Raw genomic sequence first — 22,273 nt, 5'->3', positions numbered from 1 at the left:
TTCCCGCGCGCCCGTCACGTGCGACGCGCCCGGCGCATCGCCGATCCGTGCTTACTTGCCGCCGAACCGGCCGAAGGCCGCGAGCAGGTTTTTCATTGCGGCAGCCGAATCGGCCTGAGTCGGATGGTCGGCGCGCAGCGCGGACAGTGCGCGGTCGATCTCCTGGTCGACCATGTGCCAGTCGGCGGCGGCGCGCGGCTTGAGGCCGGCCTCAGCCGAATCCCACGCGATCTCCAGATCCTTGATGCGTGTTTTCGCGCCGGGCAGGTCGCCCTTGGCGACGAGCGTGTTCACGTCGGCGGCGATCGTGCGGAACTGCGACAGATCGCCGAGCTTCGATGCGTGGGGGGCAGCGGACGACGCGGCAGCCGCGGCGGGCACCGCGGTCGATGCGTTCGCATCCTGCTTCGAGCAGCCGGCGGCGGCGCCGAGCACGGCCATCGCGGCTGCGGTCATGACGAGACGGGAAACGGAATGGGGGATGGTCATGGGATGTCCTCGATGCGATGAAGGGAAATAGAGGGTGTCAATCGGCGGCGCCGGCACGCGTCTGCGCGCCGCTGCCGAATTGCGCGACGGCGACGAGCAGCACGATCACGGTCAGGAACAGCAGGCTCGTCCACGCGGCGCCGAAACCGAGCCCGCCGTACGCGCGGGCCTGCGTGAGCAGATCGCCGAGCGACGCGCCGAACGGACGCGTCAGGATGTACGCGATCCAGAACGCCAGCACCGCGTTCGCGCCGAACCGCCACATGGCGAACACGGCTGCGATCAACGCGCCGAAGGCAAGCGCACCGACCGTGAAGCCGAGCCCGAGCGCCTCGGTCGCGAGATCGCCGGCGGCGGTGCCGAGCGCGAACGTGCACAGGATCGCGGCCCAGTAGAACAGCTCGCGCCGCGGTGTGACGATCGTGTCGATCGACAGCGTGCCTTCGACGCGATGCCAGACGAAGAAGATCGCAGCGAGCGCGACGGCAAACGCGGCGGTGCTCGTATACAGGCTGACGTTCAGGCCGTCGGTGAGCAGGTCGGTGATCTGCGTGCCGACGATGCTGACGAGCACCACCGTGAGCCAGTAGATCCACGGCACGTAGCGGCGCGTGCGCAACTGCAGCCACAGCGCGATCGCGAGCAGCGACGCCATCGCGACGCGCGTGACGGTCTGGCCGAGCCCCGCGTTGACCGCGAGAAAGTCCGCGCCGGTTTCGCCGACCGTGGTCGACATGATCTTGATGATCCAGAACGACAGGGCGACGTCGGGCACCTTGTTCAGCCAGTGCGACGCGCGATTGACGGGCAGTGATTGCATGCGATGCCTCCGTGGAAATCGGGTAATCGGCATGCAGTCTGAATCGCGAGACTTAGGCCAGCCATAGCGGGCCCGCAGCGGGTGAAAAAGTCTCGTTTCGACGTTTAGACGAAATGTATCGTCACAACGTCGAAATTATCGGTCGTTTCGCATCATTCTTCGTCTTGGAACTGATTTTGAGCGTCTGTAAACTGTGTTCATGGCTCAACGCCGTTCACAACACCAACCCATCATCAGGAGATAAGCGCATGAAAATCGCCATCGTCGGCGCAGGTCTGATCGGCCACACCATTGCTCACATGCTGCGTGAAACGGGCGACTACGAAGTCGTCGCGTTCGACCGCGACGCGGATGCGCTTGCGAAGCTGTCGCGCGAAGGCATCGCGACGCAACGGGTCGATTCGGCCGACGCGAATGCGATTCGCGAAGCGGTGAAGGGCTTCGATGCGCTCGTCAACGCGCTGCCGTACTACCTCGCGGTCAACGTCGCCGCCGCCGCGAAGGCTGCCGGCGTCCATTACTTCGACCTGACCGAAGACGTGCGCGCGACCCACGCGATCCGCGAACTGGCCGACGGCTCCGACCGCGCGTTCATGCCGCAGTGCGGCCTCGCGCCGGGCTTCATCGGCATCGCCGCACACGAACTCGTGAACGGCTTCAGCGAAGTGCGCGACGTGAAGATGCGTGTCGGCGCGCTGCCCGAGTATCCGACCAACGCGCTGAAGTACAACCTGACGTGGAGCGTCGACGGCCTGATCAACGAGTACTGCCAACCGTGCGAAGCGATCCGCGACGGCCGCAAGCAGTGGGTGCAGCCGCTCGAAGGCCTCGAGCATTTCTCGCTGGACGGTACTGAATACGAAGCGTTCAACACGTCCGGCGGCCTCGGCACGCTGTGCGAGACGCTGTCGGGCAAGGTCGAGACGCTCGACTACAAGTCGGTGCGCTATCCGGGCCACCGCGAGCTCGTCCAGTTCCTGCTGGAAGACCTGCGCCTGTCGACCGATCGCGACACGCTGAAGTCGATCATGCGCCGTGCGGTGCCGTCGACGAAGCAGGACGTCGTGCTCGTGTTCGTCACGGTAACGGGCGTGAAGGACGGCCAGCTCGTGCAGGACGTGTTCACGCGCAAGATCTTCGCGAAGGACGTGTGCGGGATGCACATGAGCGCGATCCAGATCACGACGGCCGGCGCGATGTGCGCGGTGCTGGATCTGTTCCGCGAGAAGAAGCTGCCGCAGAGCGGTTTCATCCCGCAGGAAAAGGTGTCGCTGAAGGCGTTCCTGTCGAACCGCTTCGGCAAGCTGTACGAAGGCGGCACGATGGAGCGCGTGCACGCGGTTGCCTGACCGACCGCCAGCCTCTGGCACGAGGGCCGTACGACGCCGGGAGCGCAGCAGCGCTTCCGGCGTTGTTTTTTGGGAGGGCGGAAAGCGGGACGGCGGCGGGCGGCGCGCTCAGGCCGGCAGCGGCGGGACGATCGTCGCGGGTTGCGGGGGCGGCACGATGCGGTACAGCAGCGCGTCGACGTCCGCGTCGGACGGCACGGTGTTGTCGAACATCACGATGCCGTCGCATTCACGGCCGGTCGGCACGAAGCGGCGCTGCCGGTATTCGTCCCAATGCGCGAGCTTGTACGCATCGTTCGGGTTGCCGCGTGCGACGATCCGCGCATGTGCGACATCTTCCGACGTGTGGACCCAGACGACCGTCAGCGCGACGTCGGGTGCGATGCCGAGCCATGCGCGGTCGAGGATGCGCCGGTCGCGCACTTCGCGCGACAGCGGGCCGACGACGACCGCGCCGATGCCGAGCGCGAGATTTTCACGGGCCGTATCGAGCAGGCCCTGGTATTCGGGATCGCGCAGGTGTTTCAGGTAGAGCGGGCTGTCGCGATCGTTCGGATCTTCCGTGAGCGCGCCCATCGCGGCCGCGCTGTAGCGGCCGTACAGCGTGTCCTTGTCGAGCAGGCAGAACGCTTCGCCGGTCGCGCGCATCAGCGGCCCGATGAGCCGCTTCGCGAGCGTGGTCTTGCCGGTGCCGGCGTGACCGCAGAAGAACACCAGGTGCGTCACGAAGCCTTGCCTCCCGGCCGCGGGCTCGACGTGTCGTTGCGCTTGTCGCCGCGCGAGAACACCTCCGCTTCCAGCCACATCGCGTTGATGATGCCGAAGCCGAGCGCCACGCCGATGCCGAGTATCCACGAGAAATACCACATAGGTCTGCCTCCTTGACGGTTGGATCGCGCGGGCGTTGTGCATCGCGCAACGCAGGTGCCGCGGGCCTGTCGACGTACCGCGATGCGCGTGCTGCGGCGCACGCAGCCCGATCATGACCAATATCGGCGTGCCGTGCAAGCCGGGCCGTCCGCGCAGCAAAGCGGTAAACTGATGCGCAAACCGCAACATCACGGACAACATGCTGATCAACTGCGCTGCATACCAGGACGGCCGCAAGCTGGCCGACATCGATATCGATGCCATCAGCGACTACGTGTCGAAGCCCGAATGCTTCGTGTGGGTCGCGCTGAAGGATCCGACGCCCGACGAAATCGACCTGATGGGCGAGGAGTTCGGGCTGCACGAGCTTGCGCTCGAGGATGCCCGCAAAGGGCATCAGCGGCCGAAGATCGAGGAATACGGCGATTCGCTGTTCGCCGTGCTGCATACGGTCGAGCTCGACGAGGACGGTGAATTCAAGGTCGGCGAACTGAACGTGTTCGTCGGCCCGAACTACGTGCTGTCGATCCGCAACCATACCGAGCAGGATTTCCGCGAAGTGCGCAAGCGCTGCGAGCGCGAGCCGCATCTGCTGCGGGAAGGATCGGCGTTCGTGTTCTATGCGCTGATGGACCAGGTCGTCGATCGCTATTTCCCGATCCTCGAAACGCTCGGCACCGAGCTCGAGGAACTCGAGGACCGCATCTTCGCGAAGGCGACGCCCGCGTCGTCGCGCGCGATCATCGAGGATCTCTATTCGCTGAAACGCCGGCTCGTGTTGCTGTACCAGCACACGGCGCCGCTGATGGAGCCGCTCGCGAAGCTCACCGGCGGGCGCGTGCCGCAGGTCTGCAGCGGCATGGCCGCTTATTTTCGCGACGTGTACGACCATCTGCAGCGGATCGTGAAGACGATCGAAGGGCGCCGCGAGATGGTCGTCACGGCGATCCAGGTCAACCTCGGGATGATTTCGCTCGCGGAGAGCGAAGTGACGAAGCGGCTCGGCTCGTTCGCCGCGCTGTTCGCGATACCGACGATGATCGCCGGCATCTACGGGATGAACTTCGCGAACATGCCCGAACTGCACCTGAAGTACGGCTTCTACGGCTGCATCGCGGTGATGGTCGTGGCCGACTTCGCGCTGTGGTGGCGTTTCAAGCGGGCAGGGTGGCTGTAGGCATCCCGCGCGCCTAGCGTGGCGCGTGCTTGCCGATCACGACGCGCCACGGCCGCACGCGCCACGATTTCACAAGGCCGTTCTGCACGTACGGATCGGCGCGCGCGAACGATTCGGCCGCTTCCGGTGAATCGCCTTCGAACACGAGCACGGCCTGGTCGGCCGGATCGGCCAGCGCGCCGGCGAGCACGAGTTCGCCGCGCTCGGTCGCGGCCTGCGCGAGCGCGAGATGCTGCGCACGGAACGGTTCCCGTCGCGCCAGGTAATCGTCGACGAGTTCGTAGATCAACTGGTAATGCATGTGTCGCTCCCGGAGCAATCGGCGGCGGCCGGTGCGTCAGCAGCCGTCAGTCAGTGTGCTGGCAGTATAGGGCAGCCGTGCGAACATGGCGCGCGGCACGCAGAAGCATCGGCTTGCCATTAATGCAACTAACGGTCTGTTTTTTATTTGCACTGGAATCTTGCGGCGCATTCGCGACATCGATGCAGCACTGTCTGTAGAGGGGAATTACAGGGGCCAGGAGATTCCTGTCGAGCACGCGCGCACGAGCTGAACGGCGCCTCCGAATCTAGGCTTTGTAGCCGATCGCGCGCAGCAGGTCCTTGCGCCAGCGCACGTCGTCGTCGTTTTCGACGCCGAGCGGCGGAAAACCGTCGACGACGCCGATGATGCCGCGGCCCTGCGCGGTTTCCGCGACGATCACCTCGGTCGGATTCGCGGTCGCGCAGTAGATCCTGCAGACCTCCGGCACCGCCTTGATCGCGTTCAGCACGTTGACCGGATAGAAACCGTCGCCGAGCATCACGATGAAGCCGTGCCCGGCGCCAATCGCGGTGGCGTTGCGGCACGCGAGCTCGGTCAGCTCCGTATCGGTGCCGGAACGCCGCACGAGCCGCTTGCCGGACGCCTCGCAGAACGCGAGCCCGAAGCGGATGCCCGGCACGGTTCCGACGAGCGCCTCGTGAATGTCCTCGACCGACTTGATGAAATGCGTCTGGCCGAGAACGAAGTTCACCGTCTCGGGTTTCTGGACGGCCACGGTGTGCAATTGCAGCATGTCGGACCTCGTCTGGCGATGCGACGCAGGCGTCGCGAGTGGGCTCTCCCAGCTTAGTACGCGACGGCCGCCGTCGAAAGCGGCGAGGGCGTTCTATCCTTTATTTGTGTGACGCGCGAGCGAGCGTAAACGCAAAGGAGGGGGCATGGACGTGCGACAGGGCTTCGTCGAGTGCGTCGGACGCACGCCGCTGATCCGGCTCGAGAAGCTGAGCGCCGAGACGGGCTGCGAGATTCTGGGCAAGGCGGAATTCATGAATCCGGGCGGCTCCGTGAAGGACCGCGCCGCGCTCTACATCATTCGCGACGCCGAGCGGCGCGGCGCGCTGACGCCGGGCGGCACCGTCGTCGAAGGCACGGCGGGCAACACCGGCATCGGTCTCGCGCATATTTGCGCGGCGCGGGGCTATCGCTGCGTGATCGTGATACCGGAAACGCAATCGCCGGAAAAGATGGAGATCCTGCGCACGCTCGGCGCGGAGGTGCGTCAGGTGCCGGCCGTGCCGTATCGCGACCCGAACAACTATCAGAAGGTTGCCGGGCGGCTCGCGGCCGAACTCGACAACGCGGTGTGGGCCAACCAGTTCGACAACCTCGTCAACCGGCGGGCGCACTATGAGACCACCGGCCCGGAAATCTGGCGCGACACAGCGGGCACGGTCGATGCATTCGTGTGTGCGACCGGCACCGGCGGCACGCTGGCCGGCGTGAGCCGCTATCTGAAGGAGCAGAAGCCGGAGATCCGGATCGTGCTTGCCGATCCGCACGGTAGCGGGCTCTACAGCCACGTGAAAACCGGCGAGATCAACGCGGAAGGCAGTTCGATCACCGAGGGCATCGGCTCGACGCGGATCACCGCCAATCTCGAAGGCACGCCGATCGACGACGCCGTGCGCATCGACGATTTGCAATGCGTGAAGATGGTCTACCGGCTGTTGCGCGAGGAAGGGCTGTACGTTGGCGGATCGAGCGGCATCAACGTTGCGGCGGCGGTCTGGCTTGCCGGCCGGATGGGGCCGGGACATACGATCGTGACCCTGCTGTGCGATCGCGGCGACATTTATCGCGCACGGCTCTTCAACAGCGAATGGCTGCGGGAGAAGGGATTGGACCCGGTCTGAAGGAGGCGCGTACCGGGATTTTCCAAACGTGCGATTGCGACCTATGCTGAACGAACCCGGTGCGAATGTCATTTGCGCCAGCGATTAGACGAGGTGTGCCATGTCCATGTCTGCGACCCTGCAGGATTGCCTGCGCCAGAAGTCATCGCGGTACGAAGTCGTGTACCACCCCTATAGCCATACGAGCATGGAGACGGCCGCCGCCGCGCATATTCCGGGCGACCGTCTTGCGAAAACCGTGCTGCTCGAGGACGACGAAGGCTACGTCGCCGCCGTTGTGCCGACGACGCACGCCGTGCGCCTGTCAGATCTCTGGGTAAAGACCGGGCGTCATCTCGTGCTCGCCCGGGAGGTCGAACTGCGTGAACTCTTCAAGGACTGCGACATGGGCGCGTTGCCGCCGGTCTGCATGGCATACGGGATGAAGACGTTCCTCGAGGAGCAACTTGCGCAGCAGCCGGAAGTCTATTTCGAGGCCGGCGACCACGAAGCGCTGATCCACATGATGCAGGACGAATTCCTGATGCTGATGGAGACGGCAGAGCGCGCGCATTTCTCGCACAAGATGCAGGGGATGATGCTGTCCTGACGGGACGGCAAGTGCGATGACGCGCAGGGGCGGCGCGCGTGCGTGCGCGCCGATGAGGAGGGTGTGTGCCCGGATAATGACATTGTTCCGGAAAGTTAATTTGATATGCGAAGTGATTTTTTGATGATTCGACGGGTTTCACATCATCCTTGTTGACTAGGACTACTTCCTAGTTTAATGAGGATGGCGCATGCCTTCGACGTGCCACGACATACCATGCCGGCGCGCTTCCGTGCGGGTGACCAAGGGCGCGGAACGACCGCTGCCGGCATTGCCGGGGTGACGCGATGGGGCCGGTCCGTCGTCTCCCAGGACCGTCCATCCTGGTGCAACGCAGGAAATACGCGAATATTTATGTCGAAAAGGGTTTGATATCCGGATTTCGATATATCCATACAAATCAATTACCATTTGGATAATAAAGACTTGATTTGTGCTTACCGGAATATTATTTGAATAAAGCCTCCAAACTTTGTATTTGGGCATCAAATAAAGTTTGACGGAAAAATTTTTTCCTTGCTATCTTCTGCACCCAAGTGAACGGCGCCATTGACATCACCGCGTAACGATCGGCGATTCGTCATACGAAATGTGAGGGGCGTCTGCTCAGCTAACAATTGCCTGACCGTGCGGGCGCGTGGTTTCCGGTGTAGAGCCGGATCGCGCCGGCCGGAACGATTCCTTGATAAAGAATTAATTGGAATTCGAATGTGAATCTTTCAATTCGGATTGCTAATTGAATTTGAAATGAAATTTTCGGGATGATGCGGTGGCGATGCCGACCTGGCTGCGCTGCCGGCCGCAACCCGAAACTGGGCGAATCGCTTGGGGGATGGATGGTGGGCATGAAAGTCGAGGAACATCTGGCTACTTCGAACAGCGGACTGGCCACGCTGGGGCGTCCGAGAGAGTTCGGCAAGAAGCAGCAGAACCCGGTGCGCCGGTTCGGCGGCATCGGGATCGTCCTGGTGCTGCATGCAGTGCTGATCTACGCACTGCTCAACGGCCTCGCGACGAAAGTCGTGCAGGTGATCCAGCATCCGATCGAAACCCGCATCATCGAGCCGGTCAAGCCGCCGCCGCCACCGCCGATGCCCGTGGTCAAACTCCCGCCGCCGAAATTCGCGCCGCCGCCGCCGCCGTTCGTGCCGCCGCCGGAAGTCCAGGTGCAGGCGCCGCCGCAGGCCACGATCACGCACCAGTCGGCCCCGGTGCCTTCTGCGCCGGCCGTGCAGGCGCCGGTGGTGGCGCCTCCGGCACCGGCCAAGCCGGTCAGCCATGACGTCGGGGTCGTCTGCCCGAATTCGGACACGCTGCGCGCGTCGATCCAGTATCCGAAGGAAGCACAGGAAAACAACATCACGGGTGACGTGACGATCGAGTTCGTCGTGGATGCGGAAGGGAACATCACGAACGAGCGCGTCGCTCAGTCGGCGGATCCGATCCTCGATCGCGCCGCGTTCAACACCGTGAAGCGGTTCAAATGCGTCGCTCAGGGCCAGTCGGTGCGGGTCCAGGTGCCGTTCTCGTTCAATCTGAATTGATGCAGTGGGCGGCCCGGCACGAGCCGGGTCGGGGAAAACCGTCTCGAACTTGTGTATTAAGTTCAACGAAAGAACTGGAGTGGGTATGACGAAGCGTTTTGTGGCCGCGCTGGCGGCAAGCATGTTGATGTCCGTCGCCGTGGTCGACGGGTTCGTTGCGCCGCAGCTCGCCCATGCGCAGGCCAGCGGGGCGGCCGATACATCGGCGCAGGCCGCGCCGGCTCCGGCACCGGCCGCCGCCGAGCCGGCGCCGCCGCCCGCGCCGGCCACGTCGGTCGCAGTCGAGAATCCGTACGGGCTCGGCGCGCTCTGGAAGAACGGCGACTTCGTCGCCCGTTTCGTGCTGATCCTGCTTGTGATCATGTCGATGGGAAGCTGGTACATCATGATCACCAAGTTCCTGGAGCAGTTGCGTGCGAATCGTCGCGCGAAACTGGCCGACGCGCAGCTCTGGAGCGCACCGTCGCTGGCCGAAGGCGCCAAGCTGCTCGACGAGGCGTCGCCGTTCCGGTTCATCGCCGAAACCGCGATCGAAGCCGGCGAGCATCACGAAGACGCGCTGCTCGAGGCGGTGGACCGCAACACGTGGATCGACGTGTCGGTCGAGCGCTCGATCACGAACGTGTCGAACCGGATGCAGGACGGGCTCGCGTTTCTGGCCACGGTGGGGTCGACGGCCCCGTTCGTCGGGCTGTTCGGCACGGTCTGGGGGATCTATCACGCGCTGACCGCGATCGGCATCGCGGGGCAGGCGTCGATCGACAAGGTCGCAGGCCCGGTGGGCGAGGCGCTCATCATGACCGCGATCGGCCTTGCCGTCGCAGTGCCGGCGGTGCTCGGCTACAACTTCCTGGTTCGGCGCAACAAGTCGGTGATGGAGCGGGTGCGCAACTTCGGCGCGCAACTGCACACGGTGCTGCTGGCTGGCAACCGGCGCCCGGTGCGTGCGGCGTCGCCGGCGGCATCGCTCGCGAACTGACCGGGTGACGGAGACGCGCGATGGCCATGAACGTCGGGCAGGACGATAGCGACGAGGTGATCGCCAACATCAACACGACGCCGCTCGTCGACGTGATGCTGGTGTTGCTGATCATCTTCCTGATCACGATTCCGGTCGTGACGCACACGATCCAGCTTCAGCTGCCGAAGGAGACGGTGCAGCCGCTGCAGACGACGCCGAAAAGCATCGAGATCGCGGTGAATCGCGACGGCGATTTCTTCTGGGGCGAGCAGCTGGTGGACGCACCGACACTGCTCGCAAAGCTGAAAGGCGTGTCGCAACAGCAGCCGCAGCCAAGCGTCCACGTGCGGGGCGACCAGAACACACGCTACGAGTTCATCGGCCGGGTGGTCACGATGTGCGAGCGTGCGGGGATCGCGAAGCTGTCGTTCATTACGGAGCCGCCGGCACGCGGCGGTTAGGCGCCCGAGCGGATCGGCTGCAGGGCATGGGGCTCGCGTCAGTGCTGAGGCGCTAACGCGGGTCGACCGCGAAGCATGGGATCAGCGTAAGCGTTAAAGCGCTAACGCTGATCGACCGCAAAGCATGGGATCCGCGTAAGCGCTAAAGCGCGAACGCTGATCGACCGCGAAGCATGGGACCCGCGTAAGCGCTAAAGCGCTAACGCGGGTCGACCGCAAAGCATGGGACCCGCGTAAGCGCTAAAGCGCTAACGCGGGTCGACAGGAGTCGAAGATGGGGATGAATGTGCCTTCGGGCGGAAGCAACGCGGAACCGGAAGTGATGGTCGACATCAACACCACGCCGCTGATCGACGTGATGCTGGTGCTGCTGATCATGCTGATCATCACGATTCCGATCCAGATGCATTCGGTGAAGATGGACCTGCCGGTCGGCAACCCGCCGCCGCCGGCCGCGCCGCCGGAAGTCGTGCAGATCGACATCGACTTCGACGGCACGACGACGTGGAACGGCACACCAGTGCCGGACCGTTCGGCACTCGAGGCGAAACTGACCCAGGTCGCGGCGGAACCCGTGCAGGCGGAGATCCACCTGCGACCGAACAAGCTGGTGCCGTACAAGGACGTGGCGGCCGTGCTGGCGTCCGCGCAACGCGTGGGCGCGACCAAGATCGGCCTGATCGGTAACGAACAGTTCATGCAATGACGAAACGGACGAGCCGATGAACCAGCGACGATGGAAACGGATCCTGGCGGTGACGGCGCTCGGCGCGACCTGCATGCTCGGCCGGCCGGCGCTGCCGGCGGACGCGCTGCGGCCGGACGTGGCGAAACCGCTCGCGGCGGCACAGGAGCTGTACCGCGCGCACAAGTATCGCGACGCGCTCGGCAGGATCGCCCAGGCGGCCGCCGTGCCCAACCGGACACCGTATGAAACGTACATGGTGGAAGAGATGCGCGGCGCGGCGGCAATCGCGGCCGGCGACTCGGGCACGGCTGCGCAGGCGTACGAGACCGTGCTGAATTCGGGGCGATTGTCGGGCGAGGACGAGCAGCGGACGACAGCGGCACTGGCCGGCATCTATTTCCAGCAGAAGAACTATCCGCTGGCGATCCGGACCGCGCAGCGCTACCTGAAGGCAGGCGGCACGGATCCTGAAATGCGCACGCTGCTCACGCAGTCGTATTACCTGTCGAACGATTGCGCGCCGGTCGTGAGCCAGTTGAAGGCGAGCACTGACGCACAGGCAAACAGCGGACGCGCACCGGACGAAGGGCAACTGCAGATGCTCGCGACGTGCGCGCAGAAAGTGAAGGACGGCAACGCGTATCGCAGTGCGCTCGGGCTGCTGGTGACCTACCATCCGAGCCCCGCGTACTGGGACGAAATGATCACGGCCATTCGCGGCACGCCCGGGTATCTGTCGTCGCTCGACCTCGACATCTACCGGTTGCGCCGCGCGACGGGATCGCTTGCGACGGCCGACGCATACATGGAGATGACGCAGCTCGCGCTGGTGGCGGGATCGCCCGCCGAGGGCAAGCAGGTAATCGACCAGGGGTTCGCGTCCGGCGTACTCGGCAAGGACGCGCAGGCGGACCGCGAGAAGCGGCTGCAGGCGCTCGCCGCGAAGCGCGCGCAATCGGGCGGAGACGCCGCCACGCCGGCGACGCCGCTCGACACGGGCATGAACCTCGTCTTTGCGGGCCGCGCGCAGCAGGGGCTGCCGATGATGGAGCAGGCAATCGCGAAGGGCGGCCTCGAGCATCCCGACGCGGCGCGACTGCGGCTCGGCGAGGCGTACTACGTGGCCGGCCAGAAGGCACATGCGGTACAGGTGCTGCGCACGGTCAAGGGAACCGACGGTTCCGGCGACCTGGCCAGGCTGTGGACGGCGGTGGCGTCCCGGTAACGCAACGACGGGGGGGCGGCGCACGCTGCAGGCGCGATCGGCGAGCGGTGCGCCGCCGCAACAGTGCCGGTGCATGACGGCATGACGTTCAGGTTCGACGAGGAAAAGGAGCAGCCTTGTTAGTTAGTAAACCGAATGAAATATGCGAGACGTGTGCGGACAGGCTGCGATGGTGCCGTCCTGCGCCGCGCATCACCCGCACGCGGCTGCCGCGCGCGGGCGGGTATCGCGCCGGGCCGTGCGCATCGTTGCATCGATCACGGATCGCCGACATCAAACCGATTTCGACTGCGAGGCTCAGTTCTTCCATGGTTGTGCCCCCTGATGAGTCGGTGCTCGTCGCCGTGTCGCTCGGCAACAAGATCCGGGCGCTGCGCCAGCGTCTGAAACTCACGCTCGACGAAGCGGCCGGCATCGCCGGCATTTCGAAGCCGTTCCTGTCGCAGGTCGAGCGCGGGCGGGCAACGCCGTCGATCACGTCGCTGGTCCGGATCGCGAAGGCGCTGGGCGTGACGATGCAGTACTTCATCGACACGCCGACGGAAGCGCGCTCGGTGTGTCGCGGCAACGCGCTGCAGTATTTCCAGTTCGCGAACTCGACGAGCCTGTTCGCCCGGCTGACGAACCTGGTCGACGGCCGCAAGCTCGACGCGATCCTCGTCAGGATGCCGGCAGGGCAGCTGTCGTCCGAGATGACCACGCATGCGGGCGAGGAGTTCGTCTACGTGATGCGTGGGCAGGTTGCGCTGACACTCGAGGACTGCACGTTCACGCTGAACGAGGGCGATACCGCGCACTACGAGTCGACGATGCCGCATGCGTGGCACAACACGGCCGACGAAGAGGCGGTGATCGTCTGGGTCGGCACGCCGAGGCTGTTCTAGCGGCGGCGGCCGCGCTTCGGGCCGCCGCAAAAAAGAAGTATCCGATCGAAGGAAAGGCCGGCACCACGACGCGCCATCCGTCGAATCGGGAAGAAGCAGGTAGCGCGCTCAATGTAGGTAATTAGTATGACAAAGCAAAACAATAAATAGCGGTCGTGCTGAATGGCACTGGTGCCCCGAGGCCGATCCGTTCGAATCATGGCAGTCGAAAGCGTGGCAATCGCGGGTTCCGGTACACGGGCACCCAGGACGCGCAAGGAATTCACAAGGTTCCGGCGCACAGCAGGTGGGGTCTTACTACGAGCGAGAGGGAACAAGATGAAGCAGAGAGTGTTGGCGTTGGCCATCAAGAGGATAGTCTGGGCGGAACTCGCGTTGACGGCCGTACTGGCGCCGTCGGCGTTCGCCGAGAGCCAGCCGGCGCCGGGCGCCGTCGCGATCGCCGATGCGGTCGCGAACGGCGCGCCCGTGACCGTCGCGCAGGCGGGCGGCACGGCGGGCAGCGCCGCTGCACCGGACGCTGCGGCGCCCGATGGGGCACCCGGTGCAGCGGCCGAGGCGACGCCTGCCGCACCCGCCGCGAACGGGCAGGGCAAGGTCGCGCAGATCAAGCGGTTCGAAGTGACGGGCTCGCTGATCCGGCAATCCGACAAGACCGGCTTTCAGCAGGTGCAGACGATCACGCCGAAGGAGATCCAGGCCAGCGGCGCGGTGACCGTCGCCGACTTCCTGCGCGATGCGGCAGCCAACTCGGCGAACAGCTGGGGCGAAGGGCAATCGGGTAACTTCGCGGCCGGCGCGGCCGGCATTGCACTGCGCGGCCTCTCGGAGAAGTACACGCTCGTGCTGGTCGACGGCCAGCGCGTCGCGCCGTACGCATTCTTCTCGAACAGCGTCGACTCGTTCTTCGACCTCAACACGATCCCGCTCAACGATATCGAGCGGATCGAAATCGTGAAGACGGGCGCGGTGTCGCAGTACGGTTCGGACGCGATCGGCGGTGTCGTCAACATCATCACGAAACACAACTTCCGCGGCCTGCAGCTCGACGGCAGCCTCGGCAGCGCGATCAACGCTGGTAACGGCGACGGCACGATGAAGTTCGGCGTGCTCGGCGGCTTCGGCGACCTGAACGCGGATCGCTTCAACGTGACGGCCGCGCTCAGCTACTACAAGTCGAACGGCTTCACGCTGGCCGACCGCGATTCGACCCGCAACCAGGACTTCACGGGCAAGCCGGGCGGCTTCTCGCTGCTCGCGCCGTCGTACTGGAACATGCCCGACGGCAGTGCGCAGGCGCTGAACGGCTGCCCGTTCGGCGGGGCGGTCCGCCCGGCCGCGTCGAATTCGCTGTCGGCCGGGTTGCCGGGCACCATCTGCGGGTACAACACGGCGGAAAGCACGTCGATCCTGCCGATGACCGAGCGCCTGAACGCGAAGCTGCATGGCGACTTCAAGATCAACGACACGACGACGGCCTTCGCGGACTTCCTGGAAAGCTACAACACGACCACGACCAACGACGGCCTGTGGAACAACGTGATCGGCAACCCGCAGAACCCGGCACTGGTGTGGAATCCGCAGACGCAGTTGCTGTCGCCGTTCAACTACACGGTACCGGTCAGCAACCCGTACAACACGACGGGCGCGGCCACGCCGCTCACCTACGCGTTCCCGAACACGGTCGCGCAGAAGACGTGGGCCAACTACTGGCGCGCGTCGACCGGCATCAAGGGTTCGTTCACGCTGCCGTACGGCGACTGGGACTGGGCGACGTCGGTCAGCCATTCGCAGAGCACGGTATCGAACGTGTTCACGAACCAGCTGAACGTGAACGCGCTGAACAACATCTACCAGAACGGCACGCTGAATTTCGCGAACCCGGCCGCGACGCCGAACGCATTCAACGGCCTGTACCAGGAAGCGAACAACCTCGGCATCTCGAAGCTCGACACGATCGACGCGACGCTGTCGACGCCGAACCTGTTCCACCTGCCGACCGGTGACGTCGGCATCGGTTTCGGCGCGCAGTTCACGCACCAGAGCGAAACGCTGACGCCGGGCTCGGAATACCTGAGCGGCGCGGTGATCTCGCCCGATCTGCAGACAGTGAACGGCGCGCGCAACGTCGCGGCTGTCTATTACCAGATCAACGTGCCGATCCTGGAGAACCTGACGTTCAGCCAGGCAGGCCGCTACGACCACTACACGGACGTGGGCGGTGCGTTCTCTCCGCGCTTCGCGCTGCGCTACCAGCCGATCAAGGCGCTGACGCTGTATACGTCGTACAACCGCGGCTTCCGTGCGCCGACCTTCGTCGAGGACAGCAAGTCGCAGACCCTCGGCATCCAGGTCGACCCGGCTACCGGCCAGAACTACACGTCGATCACGGTCGGCAACCCGAACCTCGCGCCGGAACGCACGCGCAACCTCAACATCGGCTTCCAGGTCTCGCCGGCCCGCTACACGGATATCGGCTTCGACTGGTACAAGATCCGCATCGACAACGTGATCGGCCAGGGCAAGCCATCGCAGGTCGTGACCGACCCGGCGACCGGCCAGTTGCTGTACAAGGTGATTCCGTACCAGAACCTCGGCTACCTCGACACGAACGGCTTCGAAGGCACGTTCCGCCAGGGGCTGCCGCTCAAGGGCTGGGGCATGCTTACGCTGTCGGGCGACTGGGCTTACGTCAACAGCTACAAGATCGGCTTCCCGGGCGCCGCGCCGATCAACGGCGCGGGCAACAACTTCACGATCACGCAGCCGTTCGGCGGCAGCTTCCCGCGCTGGCGCGGCAACACGACGCTGGACTGGAACTACCGGAAGTTCGATGCGGCGCTGACGTGGCAGTTCACGGGCCCGTACGCACAGAACCTGATGCCCGAGCCGAGCAAGGTCGGTTCGTACAGCCAGTTCAACCTGATGGTGACGTACACGGGCTTCAAGAACTGGACGATCTACGGCGGTATCGACAACCTCTTCAACCGCACGCCGCCGTACGACCCGATCTTCGCGAACGGCACGCTGAGCCAGAGCGGGTACGACACGTCGGTGTACTCGTACATCGGCCGGTTCGCGCAGGTCGGCGCGACGTACAAGTTCTGACGGAGGCCGTGATGAACTGACAGGCTTGGACGGGCCGCTCCACGTCCACAACCCCCCCTTTAATTGGAGCGGCCCTTTTTCGCCTGGCGCCACGCATGCCCGCAACCGCGGCACGCGACGGCGCAGTGTTTCGATCGTTTGCAACACGAACTACCGGCGGGACGCGGCCAGTGCGCAGCGTCCGGCACAGGCATCGACCGCGTGCAGGCTTCGCGTCCGCACGCTTCCGGACAGACTGACCATGAGACTGTTGAAATGGCGATGGGCACGCGTGCCGCACCGCGCGCGGATCGTGCTGTTCGCCTGCGCGGCGCTGCTCGTGTCGGGCGGTGCGATGCCGCGGGCCGCGCTCGCGGTGTCGGCGATCTCGCAATACGACCAGCCGAAGTATCCGCCGGACTTCACGCATTTCGACTACGCGGACGTGAATGCGCCCGACGACGGCACGCTCGATTTCGAAAACTACGACGAAGCGCAAAGCTACGATTCACTGAATCCGTTCCTCGTGCGCGGCTCGCCCGCGCCCGACATCAAGAACCTGATGTTCGACACGCTGATGCAGCGCAGCTGGGACGAACTCGCTTCCGAATACGCGCTGATCGCCGACGACGTCGAGGTCGCGCCGGACCGGCTGTCGGCGACGTTCCATATCAACCCGGCCGCACGCTTCTCGAACGGCGACGCGATCACCGCGGCAGACGTCAAGTATTCGTTCGACACGCTGACGAGCCCGCAGGCGTCGCCGCTCTACAACGCGCAGTTCTCGATCATCAAGCGCGCGATGGTGGTCGACGGCCACACGATCCGCTTCGAGTTCAAGCACGCGGAGCGCGACGCGGCGCTGATTGCGGGCGACCTGCCGGTGTTCTCGCCGAAATGGGGGCAGCGCGCGGACGGCACGCGGCCGCCGTTCGACCAGATCGCGGCCGTGCCGCCGATCGCGAGCGGTGCGTACCTGATCGAGCAGCGCAGGAACGACAAGCAGATCCGCTACGTGCGCAACCCGCACTACTGGGCCGCGAACCTGCCGTCGCGGCGCGGCATGTTCCGCTTCGCCCACGTGTCGTTCAAGCTGTACCTCGACCAGTACACGGCGCTCGAGGCGTTCAAGGCCGGTGACGTGGACGCGCGGATGGAATACAGCGCGACACAGTGGGCGCGCAAGTACGTCGGGAAGAATTTTCGCAACGGCCTGCTGAAGCAGGGCGAATTCCCCGACGGCCCCGCGCAGATGCAGGGCTTCCTGATGAACCTGCGCAAGCCGATGTTCCAGGACGTGCGTGTGCGGCATGCACTTGCGCTGGCGTTCGACTTCGACTGGATGAGCCGGATGATGTTCTACGGGCAGTACCGCCGCACCAGCAGCTTCTGGGAGGCGAGCCCGTTCGCGGCGTCCGGCATGCCGAGCGCGAAGGAGCTCGCGTTGCTCGAACCGTACCGGTCGACCTTGCCGCCGGCCGTGTTCGGCCCGATGATCAGCCAGCCGTCGACGCTGCCGCCCGGCTCGCTGCGCGCGAACCTGAAGGAAGCGCGCGACCTGCTGGAGCAGGCCGGCTGGCACTACCGGGACGGCGCGCTGCGCGACGCGAACGGCACGCCGATGACGATCGAGATCATCGACGACCAGCCGGGCATGGACCGCCTGATCCTGCCGTACACGCAGGCGCTCGCGACGCTCGGCATCCACGCGTATCTGCATGAGATCGACAGCGCCGTCTACCTGAAGCGGCTCGACAATTTCGAGTACGACATGACGACGTACATCTACCTGCCCGTGACGATCCCGGGCGCGGAGCTGACGCGCCGGTTCGGCAGCGCGGCCGCGTCGCAGCCGGGCTCCGAGAACTATCCGGGCGTGAAGTCGAAGGCCGTCGACGCACTGATTCGCGCGGCGCTCGCGGCCGATACGCTGGACGATCTCGAGACGGCCACGCACGCGCTCGACCGCGTGCTGATCAACCTGTACGTGCTGATCCCGCAGTACTACCTGCCGAACGCGCGGATCGCGTACAAGGCGACGCTCGGTCATCCGGCCGTCGTGCCGGACTCCTATCAGTACGAGGACTGGATCATCGACTACTGGTTCGTGAAGAAACCGGCGGCACAACCGGCGCCGGCGGCCTGACGGGGAACAACGATGCTGGCATACATATTCAGGCGACTGCTGCTGATGATCCCGACGCTGGTCGGGGTCGTGACGATCACGTTCGCGGTTACGCAGTTCGTGCCGGGCGGCCCGGTGGAGCAGGTCCTTGCGCAGTTGCGGCACGGCAGCGCACGCGGGGGCGAGGCAGGCGGAGGCGGGGGCGGCTATCACGGCAGCCAGGGCGTCGATCCGCAACAGATCGCGCAGATCCGCAAGCAGTTCGGCTTCGACAAGCCGCCGCTCGAACGCTACCTGCTGATGCTGAAAAGCTATGCGACGTTCGACCTCGGCCAGTCCTACTTCGCACACCGCAGCGTGTGGGCGGTGATCCGTTCGAAGCTGCCGGTCTCGATCACGCTCGGGCTATGGACGGTGATCCTCACGTATCTCGTATCGGTGCCGCTCGGCATCGCCAAGGCGGTGCGCAACGGCTCGCGATTCGACACCGTGACGAGCGTGCTGGTGCTGACCGGCTATGCGGTGCCGGGTTTCGTGCTCGGCGTGCTGCTGCTGATGCTGTTCGGCGGCGGCACGTTCTGGCAGGTGTTCCCGATGCGCGGGATCACGTCTGACAACTTCGACGACCTGACGTTGCTCGGCAAGACGCTCGACTATCTGTGGCACATCGTGATGCCCGTCACGGCGGCGGTGATCGGCAATTTCGCGATCGTCACGATCCTGACGAAGAATACCTTCCTCGAGGAAATCGGCCGGCAGTACGTGCTGACCGCGCGGGCGAAGGGCGCGCCGGAGCGCGACGTGCTGTGGAAGCACGTGCTGCGCAATGCGGCGATCCCGCTGCTCACCGGGTTGCCGGCGGCATTCGTCGGCGCATTCCTGAACGGCAACCTGCTGATCGAGACGCTGTTCTCGCTCGACGGAATGGGGCAGCTGTCGTACGACGCGGTGATCCGTCGCGACTATCCGGTCGTGCTCGGCTCGCTGTTCCTGTTCACCCTGATCGGTCTGCTGACCAAGCTTATCGCGGATATCTGCTATGTCCTCGTCGACCCCCGTATCCAGTTCAGCCGCCTGGACCACTGAGCCCGCGTGCGCGCCGTCGCCTTCGCCGTGGCGGCGTACGTGGCAGCGTTTTCGCGCGCAGCCGCTCGGCTTTGCGAGCCTCGTGATCTTCGTCGTGCTGTTCGCGCTCAGTCTGTGCGCCGATGGCCTGTCGAACGACCGGCCGCTGCTCGTGCGCTACGACGGACACTATTACTTTCCGATCGTGAAGGACTATCCCGAGACCGAGTTCGGCGGCGATTTTCCCGCGAAGACGAACTATCTCGATCCGTACATCCGGGCGAAGCTCGAATCGCACGGCAATTTCGCGATCTATCCGCCGAACCGCTATCGCTACGACACGATCGACTACTTCGCGTCGCGGCCGTATCCGGCGCCGCCGTCGGCGAGCAACTGGCTCGGCACCGACCAGTTCGGGCGCGACGTGCTCGCGCGGCTGCTGTACGGGTTCCGGCTGTCGGTGCTGATGGCGTTCGCGCTGACCGTGTCGGGCGTGCTGGTCGGTGTGCTCACGGGTGCGCTGCAGGGCTTCTACGGCGGGCGCACCGACCTGATCGGCCAGCGCCTGATCGAGATCTGGAGCGCGCTGCCGGACCTGTACCTGCTGATCATCTTCGCGTCGATCTTCACGCCGTCGCTGTGGCTGTTGTTCGTCCTGCTGTCGATGTTCGGCTGGCTCGTGCTGTCCGACTACGTGCGCGCCGAATTCCTGCGCAACCGCACGCTCGATTACGTGAAAGCGGCCCGCACGATGGGGCTGACGAACGCGCAGATCATGTGGCGCCACGTGCTGCCGAACAGCCTCACGCCGGTGATCACGTTCCTGCCGTTCCGGATGAGCGCCGCGATCCTGTCGCTGACGAGCCTCGATTTCCTCGGTCTTGGCGTGGAGCCGCCGACGCCGAGCCTCGGCGAACTGCTTCAGGAGGGCAAGAACAACCTCGATGCGTGGTGGATCTCGATCTCCGCGTTCGCTGCGCTGGTGGTGACGCTGCTGCTGCTGACCTTCATGGGCGACGCGTTGCGCAACGCGCTCGACACGCGCGCGCGCGGCTCGGCCTTCGGCGGGGGGCGATGATGGCTAACGCTTTGTTGCAGATCGACGGGTTTTCGGCACGCTTCGGCGCGAAACCGGCCGTGCAGGACCTGAGCCTGTCGATCGGCCGCGGCGAGCGCGTCGCGCTCGTCGGCGAATCGGGGTCGGGCAAGAGCGTGACGGCGCTGTCGATCCTGCGGCTCGCGCAGCAGGCGACGCTGTCCGGACGGATGCTGTTCGACGGCGAGGACCTGCTCGCGAAGACCGAACGGCAGATGCGCGGGATTCGCGGCGCGGACATCGCGATGGTGTTCCAGGAGCCGATGACCGCGCTGAATCCGCTGTATACGATCGGCAAGCAGATCGCCGAGAGCCTGCGGCTGCACGAAGGGCTGCGGCCGGGCGACGCGCGCGAACGCGGGATCGCGCTGCTGCGGCGCACCGGGATTCCGGAGCCGGAGCGGCGTATCGACAGTTTTCCGCATCAGTTGTCGGGCGGGCAGCGCCAGCGCGCGATGATCGCGATGGCGCTCGCATGCCGGCCGCGGCTGTTGCTGGCGGACGAACCGACGACGGCGCTCGACGTGACGGTGCGCCAGCAGATCGTCGATCTGCTGATCGAACTGCAGGAGCAGGAAGCGGCCGCACGCGGAATGGCCGTGCTGCTGATCACGCACGACCTGAACCTCGTGCGGCGCTTCGCGCAGCGCGTGGCCGTGATGGAGCAGGGCGTGCTGGTGGAGACGAACACGACCGACGCACTGTTCGCCGCGCCGCAGCATGCGTACACGCGCCGGTTGCTCGACAGTGCGCCGCAGCGCGCCGTCGAGCCCGTCGCGGCCGGGGCGCAGACGATCCTCGACGTGCGCGATCTCGCCGTCGACTACCGCATCGCGGCGAAAGGTTGGCGTGCGGTGCTCGGCAAGACGACGTTCCGCGCCGTGCATGACGTGCGGCTGACGCTGAAGCGTGGCGAAACGCTCGGGATCGTCGGCGAGTCGGGGTCGGGGAAGTCGACGCTCGCGGCGACGGTGCTCGGCCTGCAGCGGCCGGCGGCCGGCGCGATCGAGATCGACGGCTTGCCGCTCGACACGCTGCGGACGACGGAGGGCAGGCGCACGCTGTACGGCAGGATGCAGGTCGTGTTCCAGGACCCGTTCGGCTCGCTGTCGCCGCGGATGACGGTCGAGCAGATCGTCGGCGAGGGGCTTGCCGTGCACCGGCCGCAGGTGGCCGGCGACGCACGGCGTGCGCGGATCGCCGCGCTGCTGCAGGAGGTCGGCCTGCCGGCCGAGTCGATGCTGCGGTATCCGCACGAATTTTCCGGCGGCCAGCGGCAGCGGATCGCGATCGCGCGTGCGCTGGCGGTGGAGCCGGAACTGCTGGTGCTGGACGAGCCGACGAGCGCGCTCGACGTGTCGATCCAGAAGCAGGTGCTGAATCTGCTGACGAATCTGCAAAAGAAGTACAAACTCAGCTACCTGTTCATCACGCACGATCTCGCGGTCATGCGGGCGATGGCCCACCGGGTCGTCGTGATGAAGGCGGGGCGCGTGGTCGAGGAGGGCGATACGCTCGACGTGCTGCATGCGCCGTCCCATCCGTATACGCGTGCGCTGCTTGCGTCGTCGATGCTGGCGCCGGTGCGCGACTCCCGAGAGAGAACCGATGATTGACGTGTACCGGGCGCAGCGCGCCCAGGCCGCCCGCGTGCCGCGCGGTGCA

At 65.3% G+C, this 22,273-nt stretch carries 22 protein-coding genes; 15 read left to right on the top strand and 7 right to left on the bottom strand.

Annotated features, from left to right (window positions below; genetic code table 11):
* Positions 1-51: 51 nt before the first annotated feature.
* The gene (locus AC5LXX_RS08815; RefSeq protein WP_493409236.1) at positions 52-489 is read right to left on the bottom strand and encodes a hypothetical protein; all 438 of its coding nucleotides are present in this window, start codon (positions 487-489) and stop codon (positions 52-54) included.
* A gap of 37 nt (positions 490-526) precedes the next feature.
* On the bottom strand, positions 527-1,309 hold the full coding sequence (locus tag AC5LXX_RS08810; RefSeq protein ID WP_493409235.1) for a COG4705 family protein: 783 nt from the start codon (positions 1,307-1,309) through the stop codon (positions 527-529).
* 248 nt (positions 1,310-1,557) lie between these two features.
* On the opposite strand from AC5LXX_RS08810, the gene AC5LXX_RS08805 reads away from it, so the two are divergent.
* The gene (locus tag AC5LXX_RS08805; RefSeq protein WP_034181371.1) at positions 1,558-2,658 is read left to right on the top strand and encodes a saccharopine dehydrogenase family protein; all 1,101 of its coding nucleotides are present in this window, start codon (positions 1,558-1,560) and stop codon (positions 2,656-2,658) included.
* Between the two features lie 108 nt (positions 2,659-2,766).
* On the opposite strand, the gene AC5LXX_RS08800 is transcribed toward AC5LXX_RS08805, so the two are convergent.
* On the bottom strand, positions 2,767-3,384 hold the full coding sequence (locus tag AC5LXX_RS08800; protein ID WP_493409234.1) for a P-loop nucleotide/nucleoside kinase family protein: 618 nt from the start codon (positions 3,382-3,384) through the stop codon (positions 2,767-2,769).
* Positions 3,381-3,527 (bottom strand): cytochrome bd-I oxidase subunit CydX, encoded by a 147-nt coding sequence (cydX, locus tag AC5LXX_RS08795; protein ID WP_124451899.1) that lies wholly within the window; start codon positions 3,525-3,527, stop codon positions 3,381-3,383. The genes AC5LXX_RS08800 and cydX overlap by 4 nt, the downstream gene beginning before the upstream one ends.
* Before the next feature lie 200 nt (positions 3,528-3,727).
* Here cydX and corA point away from each other — a divergent pair, with 200 nt between their 5' ends.
* Positions 3,728-4,705, top strand: coding sequence for a magnesium/cobalt transporter CorA (gene corA, locus AC5LXX_RS08790; RefSeq protein ID WP_493409233.1), 978 nt, complete (start codon positions 3,728-3,730; stop codon positions 4,703-4,705).
* A gap of 13 nt (positions 4,706-4,718) precedes the next feature.
* Here the strand turns inward: corA and AC5LXX_RS08785 are convergent, their stop codons facing one another.
* Together AC5LXX_RS08785 and AC5LXX_RS08780 are read right to left on the bottom strand one after the other, a co-directional pair.
* Positions 4,719-5,006 carry a YciI-like protein gene (locus tag AC5LXX_RS08785; protein WP_493409232.1) on the bottom strand — a complete coding sequence of 96 codons (288 nt, stop codon included), beginning with the start codon at positions 5,004-5,006 and terminating at the stop codon, positions 4,719-4,721.
* A gap of 268 nt (positions 5,007-5,274) precedes the next feature.
* Positions 5,275-5,763 carry an adenosine-specific kinase gene (locus tag AC5LXX_RS08780; RefSeq protein ID WP_493400775.1) on the bottom strand — a complete coding sequence of 163 codons (489 nt, stop codon included), beginning with the start codon at positions 5,761-5,763 and terminating at the stop codon, positions 5,275-5,277.
* A 145-nt stretch (positions 5,764-5,908) separates the two neighbouring features.
* Between AC5LXX_RS08780 and AC5LXX_RS08775 the strand changes: the two genes are divergently transcribed.
* The 7 genes from AC5LXX_RS08775 (at position 5,909) to AC5LXX_RS08745 (ending at position 12,351) form a co-directional block, all read left to right on the top strand.
* Complete coding sequence (locus AC5LXX_RS08775) at positions 5,909-6,883, top strand: cysteine synthase A (protein ID WP_493409231.1); 975 nt, start codon at positions 5,909-5,911, stop codon at positions 6,881-6,883.
* 100 nt (positions 6,884-6,983) lie between these two features.
* On the top strand, positions 6,984-7,472 hold the full coding sequence (locus AC5LXX_RS08770) for an aminoacyl-tRNA deacylase (RefSeq protein WP_493409230.1): 489 nt from the start codon (positions 6,984-6,986) through the stop codon (positions 7,470-7,472).
* Positions 7,473-8,317: 845 nt separating this feature from the next.
* Positions 8,318-9,016: an energy transducer TonB gene (locus tag AC5LXX_RS08765; protein ID WP_124451891.1), complete on the top strand. Its 699-nt coding sequence runs from the start codon at positions 8,318-8,320 to the stop codon at positions 9,014-9,016.
* Positions 9,017-9,101: 85 nt separating this feature from the next.
* On the top strand, positions 9,102-9,995 hold the full coding sequence (locus AC5LXX_RS08760) for a MotA/TolQ/ExbB proton channel family protein (protein WP_493409229.1): 894 nt from the start codon (positions 9,102-9,104) through the stop codon (positions 9,993-9,995).
* A gap of 20 nt (positions 9,996-10,015) precedes the next feature.
* Positions 10,016-10,438 carry an ExbD/TolR family protein gene (locus tag AC5LXX_RS08755; protein WP_048250972.1) on the top strand — a complete coding sequence of 141 codons (423 nt, stop codon included), beginning with the start codon at positions 10,016-10,018 and terminating at the stop codon, positions 10,436-10,438.
* A 274-nt stretch (positions 10,439-10,712) separates the two neighbouring features.
* Complete coding sequence (locus AC5LXX_RS08750) at positions 10,713-11,144, top strand: ExbD/TolR family protein (RefSeq protein WP_124451887.1); 432 nt, start codon at positions 10,713-10,715, stop codon at positions 11,142-11,144.
* A 16-nt stretch (positions 11,145-11,160) separates the two neighbouring features.
* On the top strand, positions 11,161-12,351 hold the full coding sequence (locus AC5LXX_RS08745) for a tetratricopeptide repeat protein (RefSeq protein ID WP_493409228.1): 1,191 nt from the start codon (positions 11,161-11,163) through the stop codon (positions 12,349-12,351).
* 88 nt (positions 12,352-12,439) lie between these two features.
* Here the strand turns inward: AC5LXX_RS08745 and AC5LXX_RS08740 are convergent, their stop codons facing one another.
* Entirely contained in the window at positions 12,440-12,661 is a 222-nt protein-coding gene (locus tag AC5LXX_RS08740) for a hypothetical protein (protein ID WP_493409227.1), read from the bottom strand.
* Here AC5LXX_RS08740 and AC5LXX_RS08735 point away from each other — a divergent pair.
* From AC5LXX_RS08735 to AC5LXX_RS08710, 6 genes are all read left to right on the top strand, one after another.
* The gene (locus AC5LXX_RS08735; protein WP_124451880.1) at positions 12,660-13,235 is read left to right on the top strand and encodes a helix-turn-helix domain-containing protein; all 576 of its coding nucleotides are present in this window, start codon (positions 12,660-12,662) and stop codon (positions 13,233-13,235) included. The genes AC5LXX_RS08740 and AC5LXX_RS08735 overlap by 2 nt on opposite strands.
* Positions 13,236-13,553: 318 nt before the next feature.
* A complete protein-coding gene (locus tag AC5LXX_RS08730; protein ID WP_493409226.1) occupies positions 13,554-16,343 on the top strand; it encodes a TonB-dependent receptor in 2,790 nt (929 codons plus the stop codon).
* A 241-nt stretch (positions 16,344-16,584) separates the two neighbouring features.
* Positions 16,585-18,468: an extracellular solute-binding protein gene (locus tag AC5LXX_RS08725; RefSeq protein WP_493409225.1), complete on the top strand. Its 1,884-nt coding sequence runs from the start codon at positions 16,585-16,587 to the stop codon at positions 18,466-18,468.
* A gap of 12 nt (positions 18,469-18,480) precedes the next feature.
* Complete coding sequence (locus AC5LXX_RS08720) at positions 18,481-19,533, top strand: microcin C ABC transporter permease YejB (RefSeq protein WP_124451874.1); 1,053 nt, start codon at positions 18,481-18,483, stop codon at positions 19,531-19,533.
* Positions 19,487-20,590 carry an ABC transporter permease gene (locus tag AC5LXX_RS08715; protein WP_493409224.1) on the top strand — a complete coding sequence of 368 codons (1,104 nt, stop codon included), beginning with the start codon at positions 19,487-19,489 and terminating at the stop codon, positions 20,588-20,590. Before AC5LXX_RS08720 ends, AC5LXX_RS08715 begins: the two co-directional genes overlap by 47 nt.
* Positions 20,590-22,224, top strand: a complete 1,635-nt coding sequence (locus AC5LXX_RS08710; protein ID WP_493411108.1) for an ABC transporter ATP-binding protein — start codon at positions 20,590-20,592, stop codon at positions 22,222-22,224. Before AC5LXX_RS08715 ends, AC5LXX_RS08710 begins: the two co-directional genes overlap by 1 nt.
* Positions 22,225-22,273: the final 49 nt, after the last annotated feature.

The sequence above is a fragment of the Burkholderia torrens genome, assembly GCF_984668525.1.
Note: the sequence above shows the minus strand (reverse complement) of the source record. Positions and strands in the feature narration are given on the sequence as shown.